This window comes from Acinetobacter sp. YH12201 (assembly GCF_013418145.1).
Classification (GTDB): Bacteria; Pseudomonadota; Gammaproteobacteria; order Pseudomonadales; family Moraxellaceae; genus Acinetobacter.
This window is the reverse complement of sequence record NZ_VPCP01000005.1, coordinates 62,789-88,437: the sequence shown is the minus strand read 5'-3', so window position 1 is coordinate 88,437 and position 25,649 is coordinate 62,789. Positions and strand designations below refer to the sequence as shown.

Below are 25,649 nucleotides of genomic sequence, written 5' to 3'. Positions count from 1 at the left end.
AAACAGTTGTGCTGGCGACCATAGCAAGAGTGAACCACCTGATCCCTTCCCGAACTCAGAAGTGAAACCTCTTAGCGCTGATGGTAGTGTGGGATTACCCATGTGAGAGTAAGTCATCGCCAGCTCATTATTCCTTAAAAAGCCCCCTCAAACGAGGGGGCTTTTTTTTGCTGGGAAAGATTTAGGTAATATTAATGCTGCAAAAAGCCTAAAGCTTTTTGCAGTGAATTGTAAGCAGGATCGATTGATAGTCTTATCAAAAAATTATTAAAGGTATTTACTGAATATTAAACTTTTATAATCGCCTTAATCGTCTTCGAGCATGTTTTAAAGCGCTTCTTAGTCCTTCTTCTATAGTTGGATGATAGAATGGCTTATCTAAAATTTCATCCACAGTTAAATTCTCAGAAATCATCCATGCCAGTAAATGAGCTATATGTTCTGCAGCTTCTACAAATAATTCTGCCCCTAATATCTTGCGTGAAGATTGATGAATATACACTTCGATCGCACCACTGTTTTTAGCGAGTGCTAAAGCACGGCCTTGTTTTTCATAAGAAACCATACCTGTAATAAATTCAATTTTTGCATCGCTGAGTTGTTTGAAACTTTGTCCTACGGTTGCCATTTCTGGAGCGCTAAATACGATTGCTAAAGGTGTAAGTGTCTTTAAGTTTCTAATTTCAGGATAGTTTAAACAGTTATGTACAGCTTGACGTCCCTCATGTGCTGCTTCATGTTGAATAGGGGTGTTGCTATGTGCATCACCGACAATGAAAATGGGATAATCACCAAGCTGTTTGGTTTTATCGTTGACAGGAAGTTTTCTAAGATCGGTATATGAGTGATCGATATTATTTAATAGGAGAGTATCTAAATAACTTCTTCGGCCTGTTGCAACAAGGAAATATTCCACATCAAGTTGTTGAGCTTGATTATTTTCATTGAAGTTAATTGTAACTCCTTGCGTATTAAGCTGAACTGTAGTCGGTAATGTTTCGAATTTAATATTTAAATTTTTACTGATTTCATCTTGTGCTAATTTCTGCAAAGCTGGGCTACTTAGGGAGCCAACTTTACGGCTACGTGCAAAAACAGTGGTCTTGACCCCTAATCTTTGCATGGCTTGTGCAAGTTCGATAGCGATGACTCCACTACCGATCACGGCCAATGACTGAGGTAATTTTTCTAATTCAAAAATCTGATCCGAAGTGATGAGTCGTTCACCGAGCTGTTCTTTCCATTGAGGATCAAAGGTTGGAGTAGAACCTACAGAGATAATAAAACTTTTAGCCTGATATTTCTGACCATTCACAGTAATTGTATTTTGATTAATGAACTGTGCCTGTCCTGATATTTTATGTTTTGCTGTCCAGCTATTTACATCTTTGAGTATCGCATTTGTAAAATGATCTCTAAGCATTCGAACATGTTGCATGACTTGAGATGTATCAATTTTTGAGGTGACAGATAGACCTACTTTCTCCGCAGTTTGGATATCATTCATACGATTTGCAGCGGAGATAAGAACTTTACTAGGCATACAACCGACGCGGGCACAGGTGGTAGCCCATGATCCATCATTAACAATAAGAATATTTTGAGTGTATTTAATGGCTTCTTGATAAGCCGCGATTCCGGCAGTGCCAGCACCGATAATAATTAGGTCATACATTGTGAAATGGCTCACTTTTTTATCATATTTTTAGGTTAACACGGTAAAACATTTATCATGCTTTTGTTTACATAAAGTACTAACTATGATTACATATCACGCAATATTAATTAAGAACAAGCTCTAAAATTTTGAGGGTTCCGGGGATATTCATGAGTAAAAATATTAGTTTAAAATTATCTACAGTTGCTTTGGCTGTTTTACTTGCAAGTTGTGGTGGCGGTGGTAGTGAGGGGTATTTTAATAAGCAAGATTCTTCTTCTAATTCTGGAAATACTAATAATGGTGGGAATACAGGGACATCTGCAACAGCTTCTGCATTAAAAATTGAATTAGACAAGCTCTCTATGGCTGCAACGAATGGAAAGCTTACCGTTACAGTTCGGGCTTTAGATGAAAATAAAGGGGGGGTTGCAAATGTAGATATTACTTTAATGATTGTTGATCCAACGAATAATGTAAGTAACTCAAGTATTGCGAAGCAAACAACTGATGCATCTGGAAATGCAGTTTATGTGTTAACTACCCCTAGTACTTCAACTACATTATCAGACCTAATAAAAAATGGCTTTAAAATTATTGCTAAAACTAATAATGGTCAATTAAGTCAAGAACAAACTGTTTCTGTAACTGGTGCTGATACCAATAATGGTTCTGATACTACGAGTATTGTTCTATTTGATGCAACTAAAACTACATTAAATGTGCGTGGTGACCAAACAACAGTTACTTTAACTGCTGTAGATGCAAATGGTGCAACTTTGGCAAACCAGGCTATTTCATTGAAAGTTAAGAACTCAGCTTTAAATGGAGTTAAATTTACTCCAAATGCAACTCAGACAGACAGTAATGGGCAAATTACGTATACATTATCTTTTAATGAGTCACAAAGAACATCGACGTATAGTGCAGCACAATTTGTCTTAGATGATTTAGTACTTGAAGCAAATTTTGGACAATCTACTCAAGTTTATACTTATAAATTAGATATTGTAAATTCTGCTGTACCACAACCAGTTGGTGCGATTACTGTGGCTTATAATCCAACCAGTATTGAAAGTTCGACTAATAAAGTATTTTATTATCAAAATGTTTCTGTACAAGTAGTTGATGTTGATGGTAAACCTATTCCAAACCAAGATGTTGTTATGGGTGTTAATGCTCTAACTTATAATAAAGGGAAGTTTGGTTTCTTTGATACCGATCTTCCACCAGATGGTAAAGTTGATAAATATTTACCTGATGTAATCACACAGTGTTTTTCACCGACAGTTAAGGTAAATACTAATGGAACAGAAATAGACCAATTAGCGCCAGTTAAGTCAGGTCAGACAGTTCAAGTAGTATCTTTTATTAACAATGAAAATGTGCCTGCGACAGATAATAAGTATACAACAGATGCAAATGGGCGTTTTGATTTGAAAATTCAATATCCTAAAATATATGCTGGTTATTTGAATATTCAACTTCTTGCAGATTCGATTGTAAGTAGTAAACAAATCAGTGGTTCTACTAGTCTTGGTTTGAATTATTTAAGCAGTGATGTAGATGTAGCAAATGGTATTGCTCCTAATTTAATTAGCCCTTATGGTACTTCTCTTAATTGTAATGATGGAAATTGATTTCAAAATAAAAACAGCGCTTCGGCGCTGTTTTTTATTGAGAGCTTTAAATAGAAGTTCCGACACTCACACCCACAGTCGGTCTAACATTTATTGAGCTACATCCCACAATGACACATGAAATAAGAAATAGAACAATTATTTTATTCATAGAACAATCCTAATTTTTGTTTCATTCATAATATGAGAAGGTATAGCTATTTCGACCTATCATTCATATAGGTTTTAGAAGTTTATTATCATATTCTATAAACTCCACCTGGTCTGTTTTAAAAATTTTACTATCAGTAATGGGGGAATAACACTGCTAAGCTATTGTTCAGTAATATGTCTGAGTGGATTGAATTAAGCCAAATAGCCTCGTCACTAATTAGAACGAGGTAAGTGATGGTAGACTCAAAATTTTAAAATAATTTAAATTTATCGGTTGTCATTTGACCTTTAATACGGACAGAAAGTTTAACCTACAGATTGAATCAATAGGTTATATAAACAACTCGGTATTAAAGGTCAAAATGAAATTAAAAAAGCACGATCAGTAACGTGCTTAATCATCCAATAAATCCATCTGTTTTGCCAGCTGGTATAAGTTATTTGAGCGATTGCCAGTACGGCAGAACATCAATACCGGTTTTGGCAGCTCATTAAAGTGATTGGCAAATGTACGCACATCAACTTCAGTAATCTGACCTGCAACTACGGGTTGGAACACGTAGTCTAAACCTGCATTGCGTGCAGCTTCTTCAATTTGCGCGCTAGTAGGTTGTTCTGGACCACCTTCCATATCTGGGCGATTGTTGATAATTGATTTAAACCCTTTTTCAACAATTTGCGTTACCTGTTCTGGGCTAATTTGACCCGCAAAGCCAACATTTTCGCTCATTTTTTCACTCCATAATGTGCTCAATAGATATATGCTATTATGATAGCATTAAGCTGAAACTAGAGCTTAATCTGTTGAAATTTTTATAAGCGATTACAATCATAAAATAACGCACCGGAGCGCGTATGCATTCCTATACGGTTGAACCACTCTATGTAAATAGTGGGCACGAGGTCATTGCTGCGGATTTTTATCGTCCCAAAACTGAACATAAACCTGCTGTCATCATTATGGCGCATGGTTTGGCTGCTTTACGTCAATTTAAACTGGTGCAATATGCCAAGCGTTTTGCCGAAGCTGGTTATGCCGTAGTAATGTTTGATTATCGTTATTGGGGCGGAAGCACCGGCCGTCCACGTGAGCTGGTCTCGATTCAATCCCAGTTAGAAGATTGGCGCACCATGATTGCCCATGTCATAGAGCGAAAATCGATTGATTCCAGGCGCATTGTACTTTGGGGAACGTCTTTAAGTGGTGGTTATGTTCTAGATTTGGCGGCACAATTAAAAAATGTTCAGGCAATAATGGTGCAAGTGCCATTTGTCGATGGTACAGAAAGTGCCAAGCTTTATCCGTTACAACAATTGCCGACAGCCCTGAAAATATCCAGCCAGGACTATATGGGGGCGAAAGTGGGTATGTCTCCGAAAACATTGCCTGTTGTGAGTAAAAAAGGTTTATGCTTTATGCCTACAGCAGATAGTTATGAGGGATATCTATCTATTGTTCATCCAGATTATTATTGGAGTGGCGAGATTCCTGCCCGAGTCTTTTTCAACCTGATCCGTTATCGTCCTATTCAGTATGTGCGTAAAATCAGTGTACCCGTTTTATTTATTGCCTCTAAACAGGATAGCCTGATTCCAATTGAATCTAGCCGTGAAACAGCGACCAATATCGCACCTTATGTACAATACCATGAATGGGATATGCAACACTTTGATATCTATCATGGTCAATGGTTTGAAAAAGCCATATCAACTCAATTAGAATTTTTACACCAACATATTGGAGTGAGCTAAATGATTATTGTATGTCCTGCATGTGGTGCCAGAAACCGAGTACCAGAAGATAAACTGGAAGCACATCCAATCTGTGGTCAGTGTCAACATGCGCTTATTCCTCTGGCTCCAATAGAGTTGAATGAGCACAATTTCAGTAACTTTATTACCCATAGTGAACTACCTGTGCTGATTGACTTGTGGGCGGAATGGTGTGGTCCTTGCAAGATGATGGCACCTCATTTTGAACAGGTGGCAAAACAAAATCCGCGAGTGATTTTTGCTAAAATTAATACTGAAGAATCACCTCGACTCAGTGGTGCATTTAATGTGCGTAGTATTCCTACATTGGTTTTGATGAATAAAACTAATGAAATTGGTAGAATAAGCGGCGCGCTACGATCTACAGAGCTACAACAGTGGCTGGATCAACATTTAAATGCCAATACTGGGAGTTAACGTGTCAGATACTCATGTAAAACCGGAAGGAACGCTTTCCCTTCAAACAATTGCAATGCCGGCAGATACCAACTGGAGTGGTGATGTCTTTGGTGGGTGGATCGTTTCACAAATGGACTTGGCAGGTGCAATTCATGCAGAGCGTTTTAGTAAAGGACGCTGTGCAACCATTTCAATTAATCAGATGACTTTTTTGGTTCCAGTCAAAGTCGGTGATGTGATTAGCTGTTATACCAAAATTTTAAAAGTGGGTAATACCTCAATTCAAATGCAAATTGAAGTATGGGACAGTCATGACAGTTCCCGTGAACCTACTCGTGTAACCGAAGGCGTATTTACTTTTGTCGCTGTGGATGTAAAAGGGGCCAAGCGTCAGATTCCGGATGAGGTCAAACAAAAATATTTAGCTTCCCAGCAAGATAAATAATTCCAACCGTAAAAAAACCCAATCAAGATTGGGTTTTTTTTATCAGTTTAATTTTTATCAGAGCCTTTCATGGCATTTAAAATGATTCATTTTCAGATATGCGATCAGGATGGAAATGACATTAGTTCTTTAACTGCGACTTTGATACCCAGGCCCAGAGCATTTCACATTTAATCGGCTCTTCACCGGATTCATCCGTTACCTGAACACTAACCAGCGTTTCGCCTTTTTCAGAGCCTTGCATTAATTTCTGCTGCTCATCCGTCAAGGTTGCGGTGGCAATCATTGCACCTTGGGTTGGACGTTTAAAATCAATTTTTAAGCTTTTGATCAGTACAATGCAGGAGTCCGGAACATTCATCCCGGTGACAAAACCTGTGGCAGTTTCCGCAATCAGTGCCATGGCACAGGCATGAACCTGACCAATATGGTTTTGCATGGCACGGTGGTTTTCAATCTTGACCACCACTTTGCTGTGGCTGACTTCAAGGTAGTGGATTTGCGCACTACCCACCATCGGCACGACCCGACCAAACACTTTGCTCCACAGTCTATTGCGGATAGCTTTAGGTAATTTAGCAGTAGCTTTTACCAGTTTCGATAAGCGATTGGTCGGTGTCATGGAAGTCCTCGACGTGTTATGGCAGCAATGCCTTAGTCTTTAAAGTTGTTAAACTGCAAAGGCACACCAAATTGTTGTTCTTTTAAAAATGCCATCACTTGTTGCAAAGTATCGCGTTTTTTATCCGTTACACGAATTTTGTCACCTTGAATGGATGATTGCACTTTGATGCCACTTTCTTTAATGGCTTTATTAATTTTTTTTGCGGTATCAGAGTCAAGTCCATCTTTAAGCTTGATTACCTGAATCACGTTTTTGCCAGAAGCGGTCATTTTTTGCGGATCAAGCGCCTGAATATCCACTTTACGTTTGAAGAAATGATTTTCCAGCATGCTGTAGACTTGTTCACATTGGAAATCGCTTTCAGTCGAAATCTTGATTTCCTTGTTTTTTTCATTCAGTTCAATAGAAACGTCTTGTCCGCGGAAGTCAAAACGGGTTGCAATCTCTTTTTGCGTGTTTTGAACAGCATGATTTACTTCAAAAATTTCTAATTCAGATACAATATCGAAAGAAGGCATGGTTTAGACCTTTACAAAGGGAAAGAATATCTGAGATGCTAGGGATGTTTTCTTCATTTGCCAAGTGTTGTTTTACATCAAAGGAGTGCGCAATGATCCGTAAACAAGAAATTACAACATTTGAGTTCCCAGAAAATGCAATTATCTGGGATGTTCGTGATACAAAAGCCTTTGCTGAAGGTCATGTGAAAGGTGCTGTTAACCAGCCCATTAATGGCTTAAGTGCAGACAGCTTAACTCAGGTGGAGTCGGATCAGCCTATTTACATTTTATGCGGTGGTGGCAGTAAAGCGCCACGTGCGGCTGAAAAGTTGGAAAGCTTGGATAGCTCACGTGAATATGTGGTGTTAATGGGTGGTACGCGTGCAGCACGCGATGCTGGCTTAGCACTGGAGCAGGGTGCATAAATTTGCAGCTGCAAAAAAAGAAGCGCCGAAAGGCGCTTTTTTATTGGCAATAATATTCCCTCTCTCAAAGGGAGCGTGAGGATGAGGGTCTTCATATAGTCTTAAAATTATCCTCTCCCCTTACGCAATAGTGTTACTCATCTCCTAAGAGGAGAGGGAAAAGAACCATTATTTATAAATCGAACTTTAATTTTGTGGCTTAAAATAAGGCTTCTTTGCTTTCACTTTCTTCTGAAAACGTGTCGCGTTCAATTTTTTGACCAAGTTTGCAGGCACAGGGCAGGCTTCCCCTAAGATTTGCGCTGCTAATATTTCACTGCACAGTGGCGCAAATAAAAAGCCTTTCGAACCTAGGCCGGCAAAGCTATAAATTTCCTCATTCGCTTTCATTTTTCCCAGTAATGGAAAATAGTCTTGGCTCTGAGCACGTACTGAAGCACGACCTTGCCAAGTATGCACATCGTTTAATGATTGTGCATAAGTTGGAAAAACACTGTGGATAAGATCGTAGTTATGCACATGATCTTCTAACAGAATTTCAGCATCATCACGGTTTGGATAGAAGGATGCACCGAGAATTAAATGCTCATCATCGAGCTGCATACAGTAACCACCGTAGCTGTATGCTGTGTCTTGGCTAAGGGGATGATTTTTATTGTTTACCCAACTGACTTGTCCGCGAATCGGTTTAAGCATTGGAAAATTTTCAAAGAATTGTGCTGTTTCACGTGCAGTACACACAATTACATGATCAAACTCACCTAATAAATTTTCTTCGGCAAAGAGTTTAACTTTGTCATGTTGTTGGATGCTCGTGATTTTGGCTTGCTGATAATCAATTTGAGCATGTGTCAAAATTTCAGCACGCAGTTGATGCGGTGAAACAGCACCTGCTTCGAGTAAGTTTAAGCTTGGAAAATCAGTTTCAATCTCTTGTTGATCGGCTGCTTGTGTCGCAACAATCCCTTTTGGATATTGTTCTGCCAGTCCCAGTAACTCATCGGCATTTTTCAATGCTAACTGGCTGACCCGCATCGGGCGGAATGCTTTAAACTTCACATAATGATTTAATGCATGCTGCCAGGCTAAAGTCATTAAATGATCTGATGTTTGTTCAATCGGGCATAGTTTCGGATTGAGCAAGGCCAAAGGATTGCCAGACCCACCAGAAAGGGGTGATGTCTGATCGTAAATCGTAACTTGATGGCCACGCTGAGCAAATGCCCAGGCACAGCTTAAACCTGCGATTCCTGCGCCAATAATCGCAATCTGGCGCTGTTTAAAAATCGCAGTGCTTAGTTCAGTTTGTTTTTCAGTGGAATTTAAATCATTGCAAGATTCAGATTGTTGTTCAGGTGCATTCCAGATGGCTTTGAGCATCTCACGTTTATGTCCAAAACCACGCGGACGTGTAATGGAAATACCGTGATTTTTTAAGCCACGTTTCAGTACACCAGCCACACTGAACGAAGCAAAAGTGCTGCCGAAACCGGATAAACGCACGATGTTGTTGAGAACATTTTCTTCCCACATATCCGGATTGCAAGATGGGGCAAAGCCATCCAGAAACCATGCGTTGACTGTTGCTGTTTTCTCCATCACGGGAAAGACATCATGGGCATCGCCTAGCCATAAATCTAGGCTAAAACGCTCATCTGGAAAGGATAAACGATGACAGCCTGCTATCGGCATTGGGTACTGTGCAATCAGTTGATCAGCTAAAGGTTTCAGTTCCGGCCATGCATTTAAGGCACGAATCAGGTCAGCTTTGGTGAGTGGAAATTTTTCTACAGATATGGCATGCAGATGGCTTTGATTATCCGGGCGAACCTGTTGCCAGAGTTGCCATAAGGCCAGAATATTTAAACCGGTGCCAAACCCGGTTTCACCGACACAGAAATATTCGAAGTCATTCAGCTTGGCCAGGCGGGTCGATAAATCATTGCCATTTAAAAACACATGCCGTGTTTCAAGCAGGCCATTATCTTTAGAGAAATAGACATCGCCAAATTGTTTGGAAACGGGAACATCAATTCCATCGACGTGTTGCCAATCCAGATCGGCAGTTTGAATAGGATGAGACAAACCTAAATAACCTTTAAATCAAGCTGTAAAACTAAATGAAGCAGTAAACATCGTCATTACCACTGACGACGACGTTTGGTATAGACATAACTGGCAATCAGGAAGCCCAGCAACACGCCGACGGCAATCGTCGCTGCACCATATAAAAACATCTGGGCACTACGTTCGCTTTGCAACACCTGCACCTGAACGCCCAAACTATCGTTTTTCAATTGCAGTTCCTGGTTTTGTGACAAGGCATCTAAATTGGCTTTTTCCAATTGCTGTAAGCGAGTGGCCTGATCTTTAACCAGTGCCTTCACTTTGGCATCTTGCACTGCTTTATTCTTGGCAATTTGTTCTGCAGTCAGAGGTTTGGCCTCCAAAGGTAAACCATTGGCATCCAGCTTAGTAGCAGGAACAGTACCCGGCTTATTTGCAGCTAAAGTTTGTGGTGGAGGTGTTGCAGTCGTTGCTTGAGCAGCAGGGGCTACAGCAGGTGTCGGAGCAGGAGCAGATTCCACCGCCCAAGCTGTTGAACAGATTAAAGAGAAACCCAATAAGCTTGAAACTACAACACGCATGATTTTATCCTTGAGGGAAAGCTTTATTAAAAAGTTTCACATCAATATGAGCATAGACGCCTTCTTTTAAGAAAGGTTCATCTTGTAGCCATGCATCCAGGGATTCGCGGTTTTCAAAGTCAACAATAATCGTGCTGCCATAAAAACCTGCCTGTGGATTGCCGGGATCTTTAGGCATGGCACCTGCCACAATTAAACGACCCTCATCATTTAATTTTTGCAGACGTTCCAAATGTTTTGGACGTGTAGCTAGACGTTTTTCGACTGTACCCTCGTTATCGGTACACGTTACGACGAATAAAGGCATATTCTTTCTCGATCAGTTGACCTGAATTATGCTTCAGGCGACTTAAAATATTTGCGCAAGACAATAAACTGAACAATGATAAAGGAAAACATCACAATCATGTCACCAAATGCGGTAAATTCGCCCCAATATTTTCCGCCCGCAAATAGAAAAGCGAAAAAAACATGCAGGAATGACATGAACGCGAACATGCCGGCCCAGGCAAAGTTTAAATTTTTCCAGCCTTGGGCGGTTAAATTAAAGATGGGACCAAATAAACGCTGAATCAAAGGTTTCTTATCTTTGGTAAAATAAGGTGAAAGCAGGAAGGCACCCGCAAAAACGATATTTAAAAGCGCTGCTTTCAAACGGATATAAAAATCATCGCTCAGCATTAAGGTGATACCACCAAAAATGACCGTCATAAACAGCACAATCCATTGCTGTTTATCCAGGCGGAATTTCTGGCTGACAAATAAGATGCCATACACCACCAGCATTGAGATGATCAGACCTGCGGTAGCCACCAAAATGTTATTATTATCAATACCTCCCGCTGAGCCGATCAAATGTAATAGCGGATGCTCGGTATCTTTTGGATCAACAGTTTTATATAAATAAAAGAAAATAATGAGTGGCACAAAGTCTAAAAGTGCTTTCATGTTAGAGTATCTAAATCTGATCAAATAAATGACATAGTATAAGTGATGCAAGGCGTAGATTTACATACACATAGTAATATTTCTGATGGAACTTTGTCTCCAGAACAACTTGTGCATGCAGCCGTGGAAAAAGGCATTCATACCCTTGCGCTGACGGACCACGATAGCATGGATGGCTTAAAATTAGCTGAAAATATTGCACAGGATTTACCATTGAACATTATTTCCGGTGTGGAAATTTCCAGCCAATGGTCGCGTCCGGCAACGAAAAAAAACTATGCTGTACATGTGGTTGCATTGAATATGCAAAACCCAGAACCGTTACTTGCCTTACTGGAGCAGCAAAAACAGATTCGTGCAATTCGTGCCAAACAGATTTGTGATTTGCTGGTTCCGTTGATTGGTGAGGATATTTATGCCGAGGTGATTGCCAAAGTGGAGGGTGTTGCAGACCGGATTACCCGAACGCATATTGCGAAAACTTTGGTAGAAAAAGGTTATGTGAGTCGACCCCAACAGGCCTTTGATAAATATATTAAAGAAGGCAAAAAGGCCTATGTGAAATTTGATGGCTTGGGCTTAGAAGAAACTATTCAGGTGATTCATGAGAGTCAAGGTTTCGCTGTGCTGGCGCATCCGACAAAATATGATTTATCAGCAACTAATATCCGTTATCTGATTGAAATTTTTTCAAAGTTTGGTGGGGATGCCGTGGAGCTTCCACCTGCGATTGAGCCGGCTTCAACCCGGCAGATGGTCGATCGGATGATTGAACAGTTTGGGCTTAAGGTCTCTGTGGGCAGTGATTTTCATGGTGACAATATGCCGTGGATCAAGCTGGGCAATATTCCGCGCGTTAAGGAAGGACAGGTAGGGGTTTGGGAGAGTTTTGTTTAGTTATGTTTAGTTATGTCCTCATTCCCTTGCAGAACAATGTTCCTCATCCCAAAGGGAAAAGGAGTTCCCTCTCCTTTAAGGAGATGAGAAGCACAGCTTCGTAAAGGAGAGGTCATAAATTAAAGCAGATTATTATCTTGTGCCTGAATAGGTGGCGGGGTTGGCTTACCTAAGGTGCTCAATAATTCAATTTCGATGGTGCGTACCAATGAATCTAAGGGCAGGTCATTGCTTTGGGTACCAAACGGTTCTTCGATTTCTGAACTTAAAGCATCCAGACCCAGAAAAGTGTAGGCCAAAATACCGACCATTAAAGGCGTCGCCAAACCCAAGGTTGAACCCAGGCTAAACGGTAGCATAAAACAGAAAAAATACACGGTACGATTCAGCAGCACCGAATAGGCAAAAGGTAAAGGGGTGGTGGCAATACGGTCACAACCGGTTTGAACCCGACTCAGTTCAGCCACATGCTGGTTCATTTGAGTATAAATAATGTCGGAAATTTCACCTTCTTTCAGCGCCTGCATCAATTCCCATTGAATCAGGCTCAAGGTGTATTGCGGTGCATTGGCCTGCTGGTAAAGCTGGGTTATAGCCTGTTGGCTCATGCCACTGGTTTCTACTAGTGCCTTAGGATTAGCTGTCTGGTGACGCAAACGGTCACGCAGTACATTGGCAAACACAATCACGTGCTGAATAATGCGTTCACGACGTCCTTGGCTGAGCATGCGACAATCACGGTCAAAATGCCGGGCATTGGCAATCAACATACCCCAAAGTTTACGGGCCTCCCACCAGCGGTCATAACAGGCGGTGTTTTTAAAGCCGAGAAAAATCGATAGCACCACCCCAATTAAGGTAAAGCCTACCAGTGGAAGTTCCGGAAAATGAAAGTAACCAATATAGGACAGACCGCCAATCACTGAGGAGATCAGCATGACCACACCTAAAGGCGGCAAAACCTTGGGCAGGATGGTTCCGCGCCAGGAAAAGAGCAGCTTGAATACACTAGGTTGATCACGAACAATCATGTTATTAGTATCAGCAAAATTTTTTGTTGATCTTCAGTGTTAGCAGGTCTTTTGTCAATATTTGTCAGCATAATTGTTGCGTTTAAATCAGCCCCAGTTCAGCCAATGAGCAGGTTCCTTCTGGTGACACGATACAATGGTCAATCAGCTTGATTTCCAATAATTGACAGGCCGTTAGAATACGCCGGGTAAGCTCAATGTCGGCATGGGAGGGCTGAGCTATTCCCAAAGGATGATTGTGTGCAATCACGATGCTACTGGCATGTTGATGGATCGCATAGCGCAGCAATTGATTTGTAGAAATTTCACACGAATTAAGCGAACCGTAGAACATTTTTTTAAAGCTAATTTTTCTTAAATGCGCATCAAGGCAAAGTACCGCAAAAACTTCCTGCATTTCACCCAGTAATTCGAATTTCAAAAAATCCAGGAGTATTTTTGAATTGCTTAATTCTATTTTTTCCTGCTGTAAATGGGTGGAAATATAGCGTCGTCCCAATTCCTTCACTGCAATCAGTTGGGCATATTTGCTTACCCCGATACCATGAAACTGGCTTAAATCCTGAAGCTCGGCATCCAAAATAGAGTTCAGCCCACCAAAATGCTGCAATAACAGGCGGGATAGTTCCACGGCAGAATGTTGCTTGGAACCGGAGCGTAAAAAGATGGCCAGCAGTTCTGCATCTGACAGACTGGCAGCACCTTGTTGAATCAGCCTTTCACGTGGACGTTCCTGTTCAGGCCAGTGTTTAATCGATAAATTCATTGTTTTTAGACTTTTTTGTTATTAGTAATGATTATTAACCAAGTTGCCGACTTGGGGATGACTTTATTTAATGCTATTGTGAGCGCCACTGCAACAGAAAGGTAGCCTGTTCGTGAGCTTCGATTTGAGTGTGATTCCAAATAAAAACATTGTTTTAGCGGTAACTGGTGGTATTGCGGCATATAAAAGTGCCATTTTGGTCCGTCGTTTAAAAGAGGCGGGCTTTAATGTCCGTGTGGTGATGACGCAGGGGGCGCAAGCTTTTATTACTCCGTTAACATTCCAGGCCTTGTCTGGAAATCCGGTACATACTGAATTACTCAATCCTGAAGCCGAAGCCGGCATGGGCCATATCGAATTGGCGCGTTGGGCTGACTTACTGCTGGTTGCCCCGGCAACTTGTGACACGTTGGCAAAGTTTGCGATAGGTTTGGCTGATGATTTACTCAGTACTTTATATCTGGCAACCAAAGTACCGGTTTGGGTAGCCCCGGCAATGAATCAGCAAATGTGGGCAGCCAAAGCCACACAGCGTAATTTAAATACCCTGGTGGAAGATGGCGTGCATGTGATTATGCCGGATGCCGGATCACAGGCCTGTGGCGATGTCGGTTTGGGACGTATGCCTGCACCGGAAGATTTAGCGCGACAAGTCACCGAATACTTCCACAAGGCGCAGCGTGCGATTGCAGAAAAGTTTGGCATGCTGGCCGGTAAACATGTAGTGATCACAGCAGGACCTACACGTGAAGCGATTGATCCAGTCCGTTATATTTCTAACCATAGTACCGGCAAGATGGGCTTTGCCCTGGCAGCGGCCTGTTATGCAGCTGGTGCTAAAGTCACTTTGATTGCAGGACCGGTCAGTCTGGATACCCCAAATGGTGTGCGCCGTATTAATGTACAGTCTGCAATGCAGATGCTGGAACATAGTATGGATCAGCTGGATAAAGGTTGTGACATCTTTATTGCCACGGCGGCGGTGGCGGATTACCGCGTGGCAGAAGTTGCCGAGCATAAAATCAAGAAAGCCGGTGATGAACTGAATGTGGCTTTAATTAAAAATCCGGATATTGTGGCAACCATTGCCCAGCAACAAAAACGTCCATTTATGGTGGGATTTGCTGCTGAAACCCGCAATGTTGAAGAATATGCAGCTGGTAAGCTGGTGGCGAAAAAACTGGATATGATTGCCTGTAATGATGTTTCACGTCCTGACATCGGTTTTGCCTCTGATGAAAATGCCATGATTGTGTTCTTTGCTGAGCAGTATCAAATGCAGCAGCGAGATCTGGAAAAAGCATCGAAACAGGAAATTGCCCAGCAGCTGGTGGAAGCGATTCATGACGCATTGCATCATGAAATGCAGCCTGTTTAAAAAAAGCGAGACCATTGAATAAAATGCAACCTTTCCGTTGCATTTTTTATGGCATCTACACTATGTTTAATGCTTAAAGCGCAAATGTTCAGAACAATTTAACTGTAACAATAAGCTTCTTATTTTTTGAAACGGATCTTTACAAGGACATCAACATGATGAAAAAAACTGTAGCCACAGTGATGCTTTCTGCTGCTTTGTCGTTCAGTAGCCTGAGTTTTGCTGGTGCACTTGAACAAAATATGATGACGCTTGGAAAAAACTTTAAAATGTTTAACAAGGCTGATAATCAGAAGGATGCACTAAAAGCACTGGATAATATGAAGGCTGCTGCTTTAGATGCAAAAAAAGTGAAGTTAAAAGCTCATGATGTAAAAGCACCAAGCTCAGATGCTTTATACAGTCAATTGCTGGTGGAGATTGAAAAAACCAGATTATTGGTTCAAAGTGGTAAATTGGACCAAGCCAAAGTAGAAGGCAAAAAAATTGCTCTGGTCAAAGATCAGGCGCATGCGATTTATAATCATCACTGATTTGATATACATTTATCGTTTAAGGTTTGGAAGGGGGAAGCTAGATTAAGCGCATCGTTTTATCTCTTAATTGTCAGATGAACTGTATAAATCTTGCTTCAGCAAGCCTCATGCATAATTTAAATAAAAAATGCCAGCCCATTCAGCAATAGGCTGGCATTACTTTTTATCAGGATAGTTGCAATCAACTTGATGCTAGATGTGCCTGATTTTCTCTGACATACTCTTCAGTACGTTGCATGGCTTCCTGAATATTAATCAAGGCTGTTTCTACATCTTTTAGGGTTTTGGCATTGCCGCCACTTAAAGCCTGACGCCATTTGCGTGCACCCGGCAAATTCTGGAACAACCCGAGAATATGACGGGTGATAATCGAAAGTGGAGCACCTTCTTCCATACGTTTAGCAATATACGGCATCATTTGCGCCATAATATCAAAACGGTCAGGCGCTTCTAGGTTCCATAATTGTCCTAGTTCAGCCAATAAATATGGATTGTGATAAGCCTCGCGACCAATCATCACCCCATCGACATGCTTTAAATGCGCTTGAGTTTCGGCAAAGGTTTTGACCCCACCGTTAATTTCAATCAGCAGATTTGGACGGTCTTGTTTTAAACGGTACACATCTTCATAACGTAAAGGCGGAACATCACGATTTTCTTTAGGTGACAAGCCCTGAAGCAGGGCAATCCGGGCATGTATAATAAAATTGTCACAACCGGTTTTAGCTACAGTATCGACAAAATGCAGCATTTCTTCATAAGACTGCATGTCGTCAATCCCAATACGGTGTTTGACAGTGACAGGAATATCCACGGCATTACGCATTTCAGCAATACATTCAGCAACCAGGTCAGGTTCTGCCATTAAGCACGCGCCAATTTTATTGTTTTGTACGCGGTCGCTCGGGCAGCCGACATTCAGGTTGACTTCATCATATCCCCAGTCTTGAGCCATTTTAGTACAGGTTGCCAAGTCTTTTGGATTTGAACCGCCAAGCTGTAACACGATTGGATGTTCTTCGTGGTTGTAGTCCAAATGACGTTCTGCACCACCAAATAGAATGGCACCAGTCGTCACCATTTCGGTGTACAGAATGATATTCGGATTAAACAGGCGGGCAAAAAAACGGTAGTCACGTGTGGTCCAATCCATCATCGGTGCAACACTGATTCTCGGAGATTGAGTGTTTTCAATGTTTTTGTTAATAGTCATTAAAAATCATACCTTTAATCTATATTCTGCAACCTGCGAGAATTTGTTTGAACCTGTGTTTAGGTGGGTGAATCCGTTTGCATTTACACCAAATTTTACACCATAATAAAAAAAATAGCTTTTGGTGTAAATTATGGGTTCAATTACAGCAAGGAAAGGTGCAGATGGTAAAGTTAACTATCGTGCTGCGATTCGAATCACTCGAAAGGGCTTTCCTGCTTTTTCTGAAAGTAAAACATTTCACTCAAAGAAATTAGCTGAAAACTGGATTAAGAAACGAGAAGTCGAAATTCAAGAAAATCCTGATATTTTGCTTGGCAAAGAAAAGTTGATTGATCTGACCTTATCAGATGCCATAGATAAATATTTGGATGAAGTCGGGAGCGAGTACGGAAGGACGAAACGCTATTCTCTGCTCTTAATTAAGAAGCTACCAATTGCGCGCAATATTATCACAAAAATAAAATCAGTACATTTGGCTGAGCATGTGGCTTTAAGGAAGGGTGGAATTCCGTACCTCGATCTTGAACCTATTTCGACTAGTACACTGCAACATGAGCTTTTACATATCAGAGGTGTTCTTTCTCATGCTGCTGTTATGTGGGAAATGGATATTGATTTAAATAGCTTTGATAAGGCTACTGCTCAGTTAAGAAAAACACGTCAAATATCCTCCAGTCAAAAAAGAGACCGACTGCCTTCGAGAGATGAATTGATTGCATTGACGAAGTATTTTGCAGAACGATGGAAGCTAAATCGTTATGGCTCTAAATACCCAATGCATTTGATTATGTGGTTTGCAATTTTCTCATGCAGACGTGAAGCTGAATTAACACGATTGTATCTTCGAGATTATGACCCACATCATTCAACGTGGAAAGTGCATGATTTAAAGAATCCTAATGGTTCTAAAGGTAATCATAAGTCATTTGATGTACTTGATCCTTGTAAGGAGCTGATCAAAAGACTGAAACATTCAGAAGTTCGAGAACGGATGCTAAAGCTTGGACATAATGAAAATTTGTTATTGCCTTTGAATCCCAAAAGTTTGGGTAAAGAGTTTAGAGAAGCTTGTAAAATTTTGGGGATTGAAGATTTACGATTTCATGACTTGAGACATGAAGGCTGTACTCGATTAGCTGAACAGAGTTTTACTATTCCTGAAATTCAGAAAGTAAGTTTGCACGATTCTTGGGGGAGTTTACAGCGATATGTATCAGTGAAGGCGAGAAGGAATGTTATACAGTTTGAAGAGGTGCTACGCCTCATTGATGAAACGTAGCATAGTCTTTGGAAGCTTCGGAATACTTTTTGTCTAGAACATCTGCCAGATCTTTAACGTGTACTAGAAAGGGTGCACGTTTACTTTTATCTATTTTGAATACTGAGAAAGGGAATTGTTGATTATTCGCTTTTCTCAGTGCTTCGGCTTTGCTGAGGTGGGGGTAATAGTCAGAAACTACTGTCATTAGTTCAACGGTCATAGAACGATACTTTATAAAAAGTAGTTCGGTAGTATTAATTTGAAAGCAATTCATGAAGTGGGTATTCCATACATAAAACTTTTTTAATTTGAATGGGTCACCTTTGAAGTAAGGCTGACCATCCCTATGTCTTAATCTTATTTTTTTGATGTAGGTCTTTATGTAATACTAATAATTAGAAATAATATTTTACTAGAGTTGTGGTATAAAATATTGAAAACTATTATTTAGATTCATAAATGAAAAATTGCACACTTCTTGATTTTGAGCAATTGAAGGATGAAATTCTGAATTGCTTTTTGGATCATGCTGGACGTTTTTTAAGAGAACATAAAATAATAAGCGATACTGACCCAAAGAGTGAGTTTGAAGCGTCAGAACGCGAATTTTTGGTTGAACTGATGGTAGAGCATAGTCAAATGCAGTTCTTTGGTGAAACGTATTCGGTACAGGACTTGCTGAATTTGCTTGGTCAAATTAATACGGTAATAGAGGGGATTCGTGATTATAGACAGCAGCAGATTAATGAGAAATATTCTGAAATATTAAATAAATATATTGAGTTGGTTGTTGATGAAGGCGGGAGAGTCTACACCTATAACCCGAGTTTGAAGCGTAGAATCAATGGAATTTTGAATATAAGAAAACGATATGCACCGCTGTTGCATAAAAAGCTTGAAATATTCTATTCAGAATTAACTGGTTATGCTCAAAAAAATGGCAGATTTAAAAATGCTTCGCAGGCAGTACAACTGATTTTACCCACGCTGCAAATCAAGTTTAGAGAGTTTGATTTGCAATGGGTTCAAAGCAGATTAGAGACAAATAAACAGAAAATTTTAGATTTAACAGAAGCCAGAAAAAATAACGAAAATAAAGACACCTGCGAAGATGATGATTGTGGTGTGTCATTTAAAATTCAGGATAGAACCTATCTAAACCAGATCAGGGAATTACAGAATGAAAATAAAAAATGGGAACAGTTTCTACAGCATCCAGAGCGGTATTTTCCACAGCAAAAGCAACTCCCATTTAATACAGCATATTGCGATGAAGTGCTGGTCAATCACTTAAGGCGTCGTCTTGATTTATTGAAAGAGATTATCCAAGTTCCATTATGAATATCATTGAGGTGATGAGGGGGCTCGTTCTTAGGCAGCAAGTGTGCACTATTGCTGCTTGCTCCTAGAAATGAGTAACTGTTAGCTCAGGTTTGAGCTGGTACAACTTCATCGTCATTTTGTACGGTATTGCCATATTGATGATGCTGATCAAACCCTAAAGCATAATTGGTATTTGGTTGATTTTTGATTGTTAAAAATTGCTTTTGTTTTGCGCATTCATTTCTCAATTGAGCTTCAATTTCGCTAAGTGCTTCGGGTGCAAGAGTTTGGTTAATGCTTTGTTGATCTGCTTCGTTAATCTCGCCTAAAAAAGCTTTAATTTTCTCTAATTCAATGGTTTGATTTGTAGCCAATTGAATTAGATATTCCTCAAACTCTTTTGCAGATTTGCTCATGTTTTCGTGGATGAAATTTTTTTGGTGCACGAGCTCTTTTTCGAGTTCTGTAATTTTTTCATCCTTTAATTTCAATTCTTGCTTTAAATTAGAATCATGATTTAAAGTTTGCTCTTTTTTGAGTCTTGATATTATTTTATCTTTTTCACTTAATTTAAAATTATGTGCATCAATTAAAAATTCTAAGCAGTTATCTAGACTTTTAAACTTACAATTTTTTTTAATTTTCTCAAGTTGTTTTAATATATTTTCGTCCATTGTGATTTGTTTAGTGATGCGGTTGGATTTTTTTTTCTCAGAGTGGTATTTAAATAAAAGGAATTTCTTTTTTAAAATTGCAAAATGCTCATCATTAGTTTTAATAATAAAATTTTTTGTCTCACATATGAGGGGGTTTATAAATATTTCGTTTATGTGGGATGTCGTAGTCAGGTTTTGTACAGAATCTGATATTAAATTCTCATTTGATCTAGGTTGGGGGTGATTTGTAGATATGTAAAAAATCTTTTGGCCAGGTTTATCCTGCTTAGTTAATAGACTTTCCTTCATGTAGCTCTCTTGATCCAAGAAATCTTTTTTTAAGTCCGTGTCAGTTGATATCCATTTATCTAAGGTTAAATGTGGTCGTGCCATTTTAAAATTCATAAATATTTACTTAACATTTATATATCAATAATTAAATATTAAGTAAATGTTAATTATATAAAAACTGTTAAAAAATCAAATTTAAATTATCATTTCATGCCTATCATTATTACTGTAAAATACATATACCCAAAGGAGAACTTGGTGAGTGGGAATTTTTAGTATGAGTATTCAGGATTCTGAACAGCGATTTTTGGCACTATTTATGGCTTTCTATCAGAGGGTGGAGGGGCAAATTTCAGCCTATGCCTTTTGGGCATTAATCACGTTTATCAGAAATTTTGGAGTCGGAAGTACATCATTGCCACTCGGTGAATTATCAAAAGTGATCGGCATACAGGTTAAAAAATTACGGGGTGTATTGAATGAGTTGGAACAACAGGAAATATTAAAAATAGATTTTCCTGAAACTGGAAAAAGGTCTAGAGTTCGTCATTTACAACTTAATCTTACTTATATAAGGCTTGATTCAGCCACGTCTATTGAATGGTTAGAAAATAGTAATAAGCGTATGGTTAGGCTGATCCCTTTATTAAAATTAATTCAGACTTTATTGATAAAGAGTGATGGCATAAGTATTAACAATTTACCTAAAAAAATAGAGATCGACTGCTATCTTGATTATCGAAGTTATCTTGTTTTATTACGGTTGCTTTACGGTGCAGACTCGTTTGGGATTATTATAGGGTGTGGAATTGGTGAAATTGAGCGAGCCACGGGTTTAAGCAAACAATCTATTTATCGCGCTATACAGCAGCTTAAAAAAAACGGATTTATCCGCTGCCAAGCGGATGGCGCAATTCGAAATAGTTTTATTCAAACAGAGTCTCCAATATACGCTTTAAACCTTTCGCATCGGTTTTGGGGGGATGCTGCGATCTACGGCAAATTTTATATTTTGAAGTACCCCCAGCCGCATGTTTTTGAAGTTCAGAAAGTGGCCTCTATTTTTACCGTGCTTGATCAAAAGAGTGACTTGCTCCTAAACGATGGAAAAGACAACTCAAAAACTGGTTTGGAGGTATTGAAATATAAAAATAACTATTTGCTGCACGATCCTTTGTGTTGGATGAAGCCCATTCTATACAAAAAGAATAATGATTTTGATGTAATACAAAGAGCGGAAGTCATGAAATTCTTTGATCATTATTTAGAGTTAAAGCAGCTGCGTCCAGAAAACCCATTATCCACTACTTTTAATTTAAAGCCGCATGAAAATATTTTGAAGGATGAGGCGGTTTTGGATCATTTAGCATCTATCCAGCATACTAAACTCAGCGGGATGAACAACCGCTTAGGTCTTTTTCAAAGCTTGCTTGAGCAGTGGTGCTGCCAAATATACTGTCAGAATAAATCGCTTTTTAAAATGCTGAAAGAAGCTAACCCAGTAGTAATCGATGATGAAAGCTTTGAGCGTTTAGGGTGCACAGACTTTCTCTATCCGTATTCATTGCAAGCCACTCAAATCAAAACAATCAAAGAGGATATGACGCTAAAAAATGAGTCTGATAAAATTGAATCAATGATCACCTTCAAGTTAAATGCTGAGCAGTCCAGAATTCATCAGTTTTTAATGGCCCTTATGGATCTGATTGCATATAACCAAATTTATTTTTTTCAGCAATGTATGCGGAAACATTCTGATATTGACCAAAAGCTCAGTGCAACTAAAAGTAGTTTGGGAAGGGCATTGGTAAATGCAACTGAAATAGTGACGCCTTTTAGGATTTTACCTCGGTCATTTATACAGAACACATACAGCTGTTGCTTTGTCCCTGATCAGCATGCGGAAGCTAACAGGTATGTCTTAAGTGAATTGGCGTTTCAAGAACCCTTTCAGGATGGAACTCGCTTTGATTTTCCTACACAGCAAATAACAGAAATTTCACCAACACTGGCAGAACTTAAAGATTACGGACTGCTGCATCATCACTGTTTGTCATTATTCGAATAGTTTTTTTGCGCTAAGTTTTTTTTGAAAAAACCATTTTTCTGACTTAACTATCGTAACGCTAAGATATATAAAAAGCCGAGCTTAGCCGAAGGTTTGGAAATTCTGCTGATCGGCTGGGCTATGGTTATTGCTTTTGCGCTAAGACGGTTTTATATATTATTAATATATAGAGATTAATACTAATAATAGATTAATGACTATAGCGTATAGAACTATAAATACTAGATATATCAATACAATTACAATTACTCATACAGATAACAAGAACAGTTGGACATGTCATACATATCCCAATATGGATGATGCTATGGATCAATAGTTCATGCAGGATGAGAGCACTATTCGATATATGCGGATTGTGGATGACTTGTCCTTACTCTAGATAAGGACTCCATTTAAAAAAATAAGTCGATTGCTTAACTATGACGTGAATCATAGTTAAGGAAGTTCAACGTGTTTCGATTGGATCTAGATGATCAGGCAGGGGTGATGTATACCATTCATCGCTTTATAGATGTATGTCTTAATTTTGATATTTCAGACGAAGCATTCATTTTCAACTTAGAACGCTTGTATTGCGCATTTGAAGCGTTTAAACAAGAAGGGCTTGAGTATGCAGCATCGATTCGGGCATTTATTGCAGTCACTGAGCACGTCAATAGCCAGCGTGGCATGCTTAGCTTTGGTGAATATCTATCAGGGTTGTCTATAGGTGAAATTAAGGCATTAAGACGAATCCTGAATGCGTATCGAGGGTTGATACGTGATGAGATCAAAAGCTTTGCGAGACAGAAAGAATTGAATCGAGTGGCATTACTTGAGGAGTTCGAAGGTGCAATCAAGGGGTATTATTCGGTTCTAGTGATCAGAGTGGATTTGAGCTATAGCAAGGACAGCATGAGTGAAATTACAGTAAATGACTTCTATCAGCATATTGGAAAACTACGTGATTTGATCACTGATAAGAATGGATATTTTGATGCACTTTTGACCTATGCGATCGCACTGGAGCAGGGTATAACCAAAGGCTTTCATGCTCATTTAACATTGGTGATTAATAGATCGAAGCATCAGAGTGATTATAAAATTGCTGAGGGAGTGATCGATAAGTGGAAGGAAATCACATTCGATAAGGGTTTTGGGCGGAACATCAACACGACAGCGAATAAAGACAACTACGAGAAGCAAGGTCGTTTAGGTATTGGAGATATTCGTCGAACGACACCCGAACAAGGCAACAATGCTTTGGGTGCAGTTGCTTATCTCAGTGACCCTGATAAATACGAGCAGACGTTATTGGTTAAACCACGAGGGCGTAAAACGTTTTATAAGGGGGATTATCAGCATCATGGTCGCCCAATACCTGATACAGAAGAAAATAGAAGAATCAAAGAATGGGATGCGCAGACCGCTTTAGCAAAGCTGGAAGAGGAGATTTGGTTTAAAAAATTATGAACATGCCAGTTCTATGAAATCAATTCATTCATAGGACAACACATGAGCCATTCAGAGTTAGAGTTTGTTACAGCACCCCGATTAGAACAAGACGTTTTAGAGCATTACCAAACGATTCGCTTTGCTCCAATTCCAGAAGGTACTGATTACGAAGCTCATCAAAAAAATATAGATCAGGAGTTCAAGCGGAAACTGTCTGGTTATTTTTCAGCATGGCGCAGAATGATGGCCGTTGGCATTCATGAGCATTTGTCTTTTTCCTTTTGGGCAGACAAGTTCTTTCAGGCTTACTGCAGTGTATTACAGGAAGAGCAGATTCGGTTCTTTGAGGTCACGGCGCAAAGAAACGCTGGTTTTTATATCGATAAGATCGTAAAGCGGCTGAGAGTGCTGTTTGAAAGCACCAGCTTAACTGAAGAAATGCATAAGCTGAATGAGCGCTACGAAAAGCGGATTGAAAAGTTGAGAGAATCCTACCGTAATACAAGCCAGATCTATCCTGATGCAGCGGATTTAAAACTGGAACTAAGTCTAAATGAGGGTGGAAATGAAATTATCGATTTGCGACAGTTAGAGCGATTTTTATCAAATTTCCAAAAAAGTCTAGCGGCTGAGTATTGGTATGGAACACAAGCCATTTACCGCTTTTATCAAATTGTACGGGATGATGTTCAGCAGCGTTATGTGATCCACTTTTATCTGAGCTTTAACCGATCACTCTATTCTGATCCTTTGGGATATTGCAATGATATCAGAGAGCACTGGATGAGAGCGACTGGATATCTGGGCACATGCGTTTATCCAGAAATGCATCATCAGCTTTCCGATGCTGATGCACAAAAAGCGCTGAGGATTGATCGGATTATGCAAGAAGAAGCGGGCTGTCCTTTGGGTGCATTAAATAGCATGCCGGAAAATCAAACAGGAATGGGTGGACTTGCGAATAGAATCTGCATCTACCCCAAAAGGTTTAAATGGTTTGATGGAGCACCTGTACGGCGCTGAAAATTTATATCAGAGTCCTGCACTTGCTTGACGCTCTACAGCGTGCAGATTATCCTTAGCCTGCTGACCTACATCGTCAGTCGGTTTTGACAGACCGTTATCATCTAGCACATCAAAAAAGTAATTTTTTGGTGGCGAACTCGTTCGTCCCCCTTCGTTGCGGTAGGGCGAGGGAGGGACGCCTTGTGCGTGCCGGTTCCTAGATGACTGGTCTGTCAACCCTTTCTCGTTCTACCACCATTATTTGACAGTGATTTTGGTAGAACTTCTAAATCATCTAGGAGTACGCCATGCGCTTACATCAAGACCGTCTTTTATATTTCTCTTTTTTATGTGTGCCCGATCTACACCACAGGGGTAATGTGACCTGATGCTGTGTATTTCATGCATTGCTGTGTCGATTACTTTCTAAGAATAAAACTTTTTCAAGTACATATTACCGATATGAAGATGAATCTCTCATGCTGTTTTTGAGGGGCATAGGTTTGTGTGCTTTATCGTCTATAACACTTCAAAAAAAACATAGATATTCATTCCAACATTTATGACATGG

Annotated in this window: 26 protein-coding genes and 1 rRNA gene; 14 read left to right on the top strand and 13 right to left on the bottom strand. The window is 39.8% G+C overall.

The window, feature by feature from the left end:
* Window positions 1–10: 10 nt before the first annotated feature.
* Window positions 11–125 (top strand): 5S ribosomal RNA (rrf, locus tag FTU91_RS02545).
* A gap of 170 nt (window positions 126–295) precedes the next feature.
* Here the strand turns inward: rrf and FTU91_RS02540 are convergent.
* A complete protein-coding gene (locus FTU91_RS02540) occupies window positions 296–1,675 on the bottom strand; it encodes a dihydrolipoyl dehydrogenase (protein ID WP_180080777.1) in 1,380 nt (459 codons plus the stop codon).
* 152 nt (window positions 1,676–1,827) lie between these two features.
* On the opposite strand from FTU91_RS02540, the gene FTU91_RS02535 reads away from it, so the two are divergent.
* The gene (locus FTU91_RS02535) at window positions 1,828–3,297 is read left to right on the top strand and encodes an Ig-like domain-containing protein (protein WP_180080775.1); all 1,470 of its coding nucleotides are present in this window, start codon (window positions 1,828–1,830) and stop codon (window positions 3,295–3,297) included.
* 547 nt (window positions 3,298–3,844) lie between these two features.
* Here the strand turns inward: FTU91_RS02535 and FTU91_RS02530 are convergent.
* Window positions 3,845–4,180 (bottom strand): TIGR01244 family sulfur transferase, encoded by a 336-nt coding sequence (locus FTU91_RS02530; RefSeq protein WP_086195908.1) that lies wholly within the window; start codon window positions 4,178–4,180, stop codon window positions 3,845–3,847.
* A gap of 125 nt (window positions 4,181–4,305) precedes the next feature.
* On the opposite strand from FTU91_RS02530, the gene FTU91_RS02525 reads away from it, so the two are divergent.
* Genes FTU91_RS02525 through FTU91_RS02515 form a run of 3 tightly spaced genes read left to right on the top strand, consistent with a single transcriptional unit; the run spans window position 4,306 to window position 6,067 of the window.
* The gene (locus FTU91_RS02525) at window positions 4,306–5,202 is read left to right on the top strand and encodes an alpha/beta hydrolase (RefSeq protein ID WP_180080773.1); all 897 of its coding nucleotides are present in this window, start codon (window positions 4,306–4,308) and stop codon (window positions 5,200–5,202) included.
* Entirely contained in the window at window positions 5,203–5,640 is a 438-nt protein-coding gene (gene trxC / locus FTU91_RS02520) for a thioredoxin TrxC (RefSeq protein WP_180080771.1), read from the top strand.
* Between the two features lies 1 nt (window position 5,641).
* The gene (locus tag FTU91_RS02515; protein WP_086195905.1) at window positions 5,642–6,067 is read left to right on the top strand and encodes an acyl-CoA thioesterase; all 426 of its coding nucleotides are present in this window, start codon (window positions 5,642–5,644) and stop codon (window positions 6,065–6,067) included.
* Window positions 6,068–6,188: 121 nt separating this feature from the next.
* Here FTU91_RS02515 and FTU91_RS02510 read toward each other — a convergent pair whose 3' ends face one another.
* Both FTU91_RS02510 and FTU91_RS02505 read right to left on the bottom strand, forming a co-directional pair.
* Window positions 6,189–6,689 carry a DUF4442 domain-containing protein gene (locus FTU91_RS02510; protein ID WP_180080769.1) on the bottom strand — a complete coding sequence of 167 codons (501 nt, stop codon included), beginning with the start codon at window positions 6,687–6,689 and terminating at the stop codon, window positions 6,189–6,191.
* Between the two features lie 32 nt (window positions 6,690–6,721).
* Window positions 6,722–7,210, bottom strand: a complete 489-nt coding sequence (locus FTU91_RS02505) for a YajQ family cyclic di-GMP-binding protein (protein ID WP_086195903.1) — start codon at window positions 7,208–7,210, stop codon at window positions 6,722–6,724.
* 92 nt (window positions 7,211–7,302) lie between these two features.
* Here FTU91_RS02505 and FTU91_RS02500 point away from each other — a divergent pair, with 92 nt between their 5' ends.
* Entirely contained in the window at window positions 7,303–7,617 is a 315-nt protein-coding gene (locus tag FTU91_RS02500; protein ID WP_166171421.1) for a rhodanese-like domain-containing protein, read from the top strand.
* 186 nt (window positions 7,618–7,803) lie between these two features.
* Here the strand turns inward: FTU91_RS02500 and mnmC are convergent, their stop codons facing one another.
* The 4 genes from mnmC to FTU91_RS02480 are packed head-to-tail and all read right to left on the bottom strand — an operon-like array spanning window position 7,804 to window position 11,213.
* Window positions 7,804–9,702 carry an FAD-dependent 5-carboxymethylaminomethyl-2-thiouridine(34) oxidoreductase MnmC gene (gene mnmC / locus FTU91_RS02495; RefSeq protein WP_180080767.1) on the bottom strand — a complete coding sequence of 633 codons (1,899 nt, stop codon included), beginning with the start codon at window positions 9,700–9,702 and terminating at the stop codon, window positions 7,804–7,806.
* A 56-nt stretch (window positions 9,703–9,758) separates the two neighbouring features.
* A complete protein-coding gene (locus FTU91_RS02490; RefSeq protein ID WP_180044335.1) occupies window positions 9,759–10,265 on the bottom strand; it encodes a hypothetical protein in 507 nt (168 codons plus the stop codon).
* Window positions 10,266–10,269: 4 nt separating this feature from the next.
* Window positions 10,270–10,572 carry a YciI family protein gene (locus FTU91_RS02485; RefSeq protein ID WP_180080765.1) on the bottom strand — a complete coding sequence of 101 codons (303 nt, stop codon included), beginning with the start codon at window positions 10,570–10,572 and terminating at the stop codon, window positions 10,270–10,272.
* Window positions 10,573–10,598: 26 nt separating this feature from the next.
* The gene (locus FTU91_RS02480; RefSeq protein WP_086195898.1) at window positions 10,599–11,213 is read right to left on the bottom strand and encodes an inner membrane-spanning protein YciB; all 615 of its coding nucleotides are present in this window, start codon (window positions 11,211–11,213) and stop codon (window positions 10,599–10,601) included.
* A gap of 45 nt (window positions 11,214–11,258) precedes the next feature.
* Between FTU91_RS02480 and FTU91_RS02475 the strand changes: the two genes are divergently transcribed.
* On the top strand, window positions 11,259–12,110 hold the full coding sequence (locus tag FTU91_RS02475; protein ID WP_180080787.1) for a PHP domain-containing protein: 852 nt from the start codon (window positions 11,259–11,261) through the stop codon (window positions 12,108–12,110).
* Window positions 12,111–12,229: 119 nt separating this feature from the next.
* Here the strand turns inward: FTU91_RS02475 and FTU91_RS02470 are convergent, their stop codons facing one another.
* On the bottom strand, window positions 12,230–13,141 hold the full coding sequence (locus FTU91_RS02470) for a bestrophin family protein (protein WP_086195896.1): 912 nt from the start codon (window positions 13,139–13,141) through the stop codon (window positions 12,230–12,232).
* An 82-nt stretch (window positions 13,142–13,223) separates the two neighbouring features.
* Entirely contained in the window at window positions 13,224–13,907 is a 684-nt protein-coding gene (radC, locus tag FTU91_RS02465) for a DNA repair protein RadC (RefSeq protein ID WP_086195895.1), read from the bottom strand.
* A gap of 112 nt (window positions 13,908–14,019) precedes the next feature.
* On the opposite strand from radC, the gene coaBC reads away from it, so the two are divergent.
* On the top strand, window positions 14,020–15,285 hold the full coding sequence (gene coaBC / locus FTU91_RS02460; RefSeq protein WP_086195894.1) for a bifunctional phosphopantothenoylcysteine decarboxylase/phosphopantothenate--cysteine ligase CoaBC: 1,266 nt from the start codon (window positions 14,020–14,022) through the stop codon (window positions 15,283–15,285).
* Between the two features lie 155 nt (window positions 15,286–15,440).
* On the top strand, window positions 15,441–15,818 hold the full coding sequence (locus FTU91_RS02455) for a cytochrome b562 (RefSeq protein ID WP_086195893.1): 378 nt from the start codon (window positions 15,441–15,443) through the stop codon (window positions 15,816–15,818).
* Between the two features lie 184 nt (window positions 15,819–16,002).
* On the opposite strand, the gene dusA is transcribed toward FTU91_RS02455, so the two are convergent.
* Window positions 16,003–17,016, bottom strand: a complete 1,014-nt coding sequence (gene dusA, locus FTU91_RS02450) for a tRNA dihydrouridine(20/20a) synthase DusA (RefSeq protein WP_180080785.1) — start codon at window positions 17,014–17,016, stop codon at window positions 16,003–16,005.
* Window positions 17,017–17,167: 151 nt separating this feature from the next.
* Between dusA and xerC the strand changes: the two genes are divergently transcribed.
* The gene (gene xerC / locus FTU91_RS02445) at window positions 17,168–18,316 is read left to right on the top strand and encodes a tyrosine recombinase XerC (RefSeq protein ID WP_114182712.1); all 1,149 of its coding nucleotides are present in this window, start codon (window positions 17,168–17,170) and stop codon (window positions 18,314–18,316) included.
* Here the strand turns inward: xerC and FTU91_RS02440 are convergent.
* Window positions 18,300–18,572, bottom strand: a complete 273-nt coding sequence (locus FTU91_RS02440) for a pyocin activator PrtN family protein (RefSeq protein WP_114182713.1) — start codon at window positions 18,570–18,572, stop codon at window positions 18,300–18,302. The genes xerC and FTU91_RS02440 overlap by 17 nt on opposite strands.
* A 185-nt stretch (window positions 18,573–18,757) precedes the next feature.
* Here FTU91_RS02440 and FTU91_RS02435 point away from each other — a divergent pair, with 185 nt between their 5' ends.
* Complete coding sequence (locus tag FTU91_RS02435; protein ID WP_114182714.1) at window positions 18,758–19,639, top strand: hypothetical protein; 882 nt, start codon at window positions 18,758–18,760, stop codon at window positions 19,637–19,639.
* A gap of 86 nt (window positions 19,640–19,725) precedes the next feature.
* On the opposite strand, the gene FTU91_RS02430 is transcribed toward FTU91_RS02435, so the two are convergent.
* Window positions 19,726–20,670 carry a hypothetical protein gene (locus FTU91_RS02430; protein ID WP_180080763.1) on the bottom strand — a complete coding sequence of 315 codons (945 nt, stop codon included), beginning with the start codon at window positions 20,668–20,670 and terminating at the stop codon, window positions 19,726–19,728.
* Window positions 20,671–20,845: 175 nt separating this feature from the next.
* Between FTU91_RS02430 and FTU91_RS02425 the strand changes: the two genes are divergently transcribed.
* The 3 genes from FTU91_RS02425 to FTU91_RS02415 all read left to right on the top strand — a co-directional run bounded on the left by FTU91_RS02425 (window position 20,846) and on the right by FTU91_RS02415 (window position 25,096).
* On the top strand, window positions 20,846–22,636 hold the full coding sequence (locus tag FTU91_RS02425; RefSeq protein ID WP_114182716.1) for a hypothetical protein: 1,791 nt from the start codon (window positions 20,846–20,848) through the stop codon (window positions 22,634–22,636).
* A 453-nt stretch (window positions 22,637–23,089) separates the two neighbouring features.
* Window positions 23,090–24,091, top strand: coding sequence for an inovirus-type Gp2 protein (locus FTU91_RS02420; protein ID WP_180080761.1), 1,002 nt, complete (start codon window positions 23,090–23,092; stop codon window positions 24,089–24,091).
* A gap of 42 nt (window positions 24,092–24,133) precedes the next feature.
* A complete protein-coding gene (locus FTU91_RS02415) occupies window positions 24,134–25,096 on the top strand; it encodes a hypothetical protein (protein WP_180080759.1) in 963 nt (320 codons plus the stop codon).
* Window positions 25,097–25,649: the final 553 nt, after the last annotated feature.

What these genes read in the sequence shown, in the direction of transcription:
- xerC (WP_114182712.1), top strand. Translation starts at nt 17,168, where the DNA reads ATGGGTTCAATTACAGCAAGGAAAGGTGCAGATGGTAAAGTTAACTAT.
- trxC (WP_180080771.1), top strand. Translation starts at nt 5,203, where the DNA reads ATGATTATTGTATGTCCTGCATGTGGTGCCAGAAACCGAGTACCAGAA.
- radC (WP_086195895.1), bottom strand. Translation starts at nt 13,907, where the DNA reads ATGAATTTATCGATTAAACACTGGCCTGAACAGGAACGTCCACGTGAA.
- FTU91_RS02505 (WP_086195903.1), bottom strand. Translation starts at nt 7,210, where the DNA reads ATGCCTTCTTTCGATATTGTATCTGAATTAGAAATTTTTGAAGTAAAT.
- FTU91_RS02540 (WP_180080777.1), bottom strand. Translation starts at nt 1,675, where the DNA reads ATGTATGACCTAATTATTATCGGTGCTGGCACTGCCGGAATCGCGGCT.
- FTU91_RS02500 (WP_166171421.1), top strand. Translation starts at nt 7,303, where the DNA reads ATGATCCGTAAACAAGAAATTACAACATTTGAGTTCCCAGAAAATGCA.
- FTU91_RS02455 (WP_086195893.1), top strand. Translation starts at nt 15,441, where the DNA reads ATGATGAAAAAAACTGTAGCCACAGTGATGCTTTCTGCTGCTTTGTCG.
- FTU91_RS02490 (WP_180044335.1), bottom strand. Translation starts at nt 10,265, where the DNA reads ATGCGTGTTGTAGTTTCAAGCTTATTGGGTTTCTCTTTAATCTGTTCA.
- FTU91_RS02535 (WP_180080775.1), top strand. Translation starts at nt 1,828, where the DNA reads ATGAGTAAAAATATTAGTTTAAAATTATCTACAGTTGCTTTGGCTGTT.
- FTU91_RS02485 (WP_180080765.1), bottom strand. Translation starts at nt 10,572, where the DNA reads ATGCCTTTATTCGTCGTAACGTGTACCGATAACGAGGGTACAGTCGAA.
- FTU91_RS02530 (WP_086195908.1), bottom strand. Translation starts at nt 4,180, where the DNA reads ATGAGCGAAAATGTTGGCTTTGCGGGTCAAATTAGCCCAGAACAGGTA.
- FTU91_RS02470 (WP_086195896.1), bottom strand. Translation starts at nt 13,141, where the DNA reads ATGATTGTTCGTGATCAACCTAGTGTATTCAAGCTGCTCTTTTCCTGG.
- FTU91_RS02415 (WP_180080759.1), top strand. Translation starts at nt 24,134, where the DNA reads ATGAGCCATTCAGAGTTAGAGTTTGTTACAGCACCCCGATTAGAACAA.
- FTU91_RS02440 (WP_114182713.1), bottom strand. Translation starts at nt 18,572, where the DNA reads ATGAATTGCTTTCAAATTAATACTACCGAACTACTTTTTATAAAGTAT.
- FTU91_RS02425 (WP_114182716.1), top strand. Translation starts at nt 20,846, where the DNA reads ATGAGTATTCAGGATTCTGAACAGCGATTTTTGGCACTATTTATGGCT.
- FTU91_RS02430 (WP_180080763.1), bottom strand. Translation starts at nt 20,670, where the DNA reads ATGGCACGACCACATTTAACCTTAGATAAATGGATATCAACTGACACG.
- FTU91_RS02480 (WP_086195898.1), bottom strand. Translation starts at nt 11,213, where the DNA reads ATGAAAGCACTTTTAGACTTTGTGCCACTCATTATTTTCTTTTATTTA.
- FTU91_RS02435 (WP_114182714.1), top strand. Translation starts at nt 18,758, where the DNA reads ATGAAAAATTGCACACTTCTTGATTTTGAGCAATTGAAGGATGAAATT.
- FTU91_RS02510 (WP_180080769.1), bottom strand. Translation starts at nt 6,689, where the DNA reads ATGACACCGACCAATCGCTTATCGAAACTGGTAAAAGCTACTGCTAAA.
- FTU91_RS02475 (WP_180080787.1), top strand. Translation starts at nt 11,259, where the DNA reads ATGCAAGGCGTAGATTTACATACACATAGTAATATTTCTGATGGAACT.
- FTU91_RS02525 (WP_180080773.1), top strand. Translation starts at nt 4,306, where the DNA reads ATGCATTCCTATACGGTTGAACCACTCTATGTAAATAGTGGGCACGAG.